Below are 2109 nucleotides of genomic sequence, written 5' to 3'. Positions count from 1 at the left end.
CTCTTCCTTCCATATTATTAACAGCCGGAAATGCGGCATCTTCAATAGCATCAAATAAAACTATTTGGCGTTCAATGTATTGAATAAAACGAAACATCAAATCAATTTTGTCCGTTTCTGAAGCGTTATGCAAATATCTTTTAGCAAAAAAATCTACAATTTCTTTTGGAGTCTCTTGTTTTTTAAAACCAGTATCGCAAACATCTGTAAATAAAGGAAGTAAAACACCTGTATTATCAATGGAATCAAAAGGCAATGTTATAAAAACACTATTGTAAATGTGGTATTTCGAAAGAACGTCTTGATTGAAACGTTCGATTTTTGGTAGTGTGTACATAATTTAGTTGTGTTTGGTTTAATAGGAAAATTTGTTATAAAAAAAACCTCAAGAATTAACTTGAGGTTATATTTTAAAATATAGCATTCAAGATTAATTACATATTTTTAAAAATAGTATGCATTAACCGCTTCTTATCATTTATACTCTCTTCTAGAGAAATCATAGTTTCAGTTCTGTAAACACCATCAATATCATCAATCATAAAGATCACATCTTTAGCATGTTTTGTATCTTTAGCTCTAATTTTACAGAAAATATTAAATTTACCTGTTGTTACAGAAGCAACAGTCACATAAGGAATCTCATTAATTCTTTCTAAAACGAACTTCGTTTGAGATGTATTATTAAGAAAAACACCAACGTAAGCAATAAAAGAATACCCTAATTTATCATAATCAAGAACTAAAGAAGATCCCATTATAATTCCTGCATCCTCCATTTTTTTAACTCTGACATGCACAGTTCCAGCAGAAATAAGCAATTTTTTTGCGATATCCGTGAATGGAACTCTTGTGTTATCTATTAACATGTCTAATATCTGGTGATCTACTTCATCTAAACGAAACTTACTCATAATTCTTTAATTTTTATTACTAATAACTCTTACAAAGTATAAAAATATACATAAAAAACAACAAAACGACATTAAAATTATATTTTTATCATTCCATTAACAAATTTTATGTCATTATCTAAATAAAAATCAGCTTTTTGATTTATTTTCGGAAATCCACTATAGTCATCTTTATATAGCGCATCTTTAGCATCAAATTCACAATGACCAAAATAATTTTCTAATTCACCTACTTGTATTATGTAGGCATTAAAATAAATCTGATTTTCAATTAATTCTTCTTTGTATTGTGATGCAAAATTGGTGATTATTTCAATACCATCATAATTTATCTTGATATTTTTATACATAAAATCATAAAAAACGACTTTATTTTGAGGAATATTCAAATATTTGTCGATTCCATTGCTAACTATATCGTTTTCGCTAAGTATCGTAAAACTAGAAACTAACGCCATAAAAACATATTTTCGTGTTTCTTCCCTTTGATAGTCACCTTGAAAATGCCCCGCTTCAAACAATAAAGTGGGGACGCCTAAAAATTGAAAAGTATCTCCAATACAATTAATATTAAAAGAATCATCAAAACGCCCTATCTGACCCGGTAAATATTGTTGCAAAACATCATTTATTCCTGCAATCAAGTCAATTGCTTTCAATCTGGAATCATTAATCTCGCGTTCTTCATTATAAGAAGGCGCTAAAAAAGATAAGGTCGCCGGTTTACCCGTATCACTAACACCAAAGATAGTACGCTGATCATGAAGGTTAAAACAATAATGAGGAGCGAAATCTTCGAAAATAGCTCTTAAAACCTTGCTTTCTGGCTGAGATAGATTTTGAGAATCTCTATTTAAGTCAACTTTATTCGCATTTTCTCTAGTATACAACTCGGCACCATCTGGATTCAACATTGGAATACAGCAAAAAGTGAATGCTTCCAGTAATTTTTTCGCTAATTCAGAATCGCTGTTTAGTACGTTTAAAAAATCAAAAAGTGCTTTAGTTGTCGTGCCTTCGTTTCCATGCATTTGCGACCAAAGAAAAATTTTGATTTTTCCAACCCCAATTTGATAAGTATAAATTGGTTTTTCAAGCACTGATTCACCAACAATTTTAAGCTGATTATTAGTGTTTAATTTCTGCAATAAAGGTTCAATTGAATCTAAAGTAATGTAACGACCTTGTATAGATT

General features: G+C 29.7%; 2 protein-coding genes and 1 pseudogene. All 3 read right to left on the bottom strand.

The features are described from left to right. Nucleotides 1-337, bottom strand: a pseudogene (locus ACH2BP_RS02170) (phosphoenolpyruvate carboxylase); the annotation flags it as partial. Between the two features lie 97 nt (nt 338-434). After that, nucleotides 435-914 (bottom strand): Lrp/AsnC family transcriptional regulator, encoded by a 480-nt coding sequence (locus ACH2BP_RS02165; RefSeq protein ID WP_066082003.1) that lies wholly within the window; start codon nt 912-914, stop codon nt 435-437. Between the two features lie 77 nt (nt 915-991). Next, nucleotides 992-2109 (bottom strand): M14 metallopeptidase family protein (locus ACH2BP_RS02160; protein WP_395056571.1); only part of this gene is annotated, 1118 nt, incomplete at its 5' end.

It is taken from the genome of Flavobacterium sp., from assembly GCF_043756175.1.
Classification (GTDB): Bacteria; Bacteroidota; Bacteroidia; order Flavobacteriales; family Flavobacteriaceae; genus Flavobacterium.
The sequence above is the reverse complement of the archived record's forward strand: the minus strand, read 5'-3'. Positions and strand labels throughout refer to the sequence as shown.

Excerpts from the sequence above, each read along its gene's own strand:
- ACH2BP_RS02165 (WP_066082003.1), bottom strand. The coding sequence starts at position 914 with ATGAGTAAGTTTCGTTTAGATGAAGTAGATCACCAGATATTAGACATG.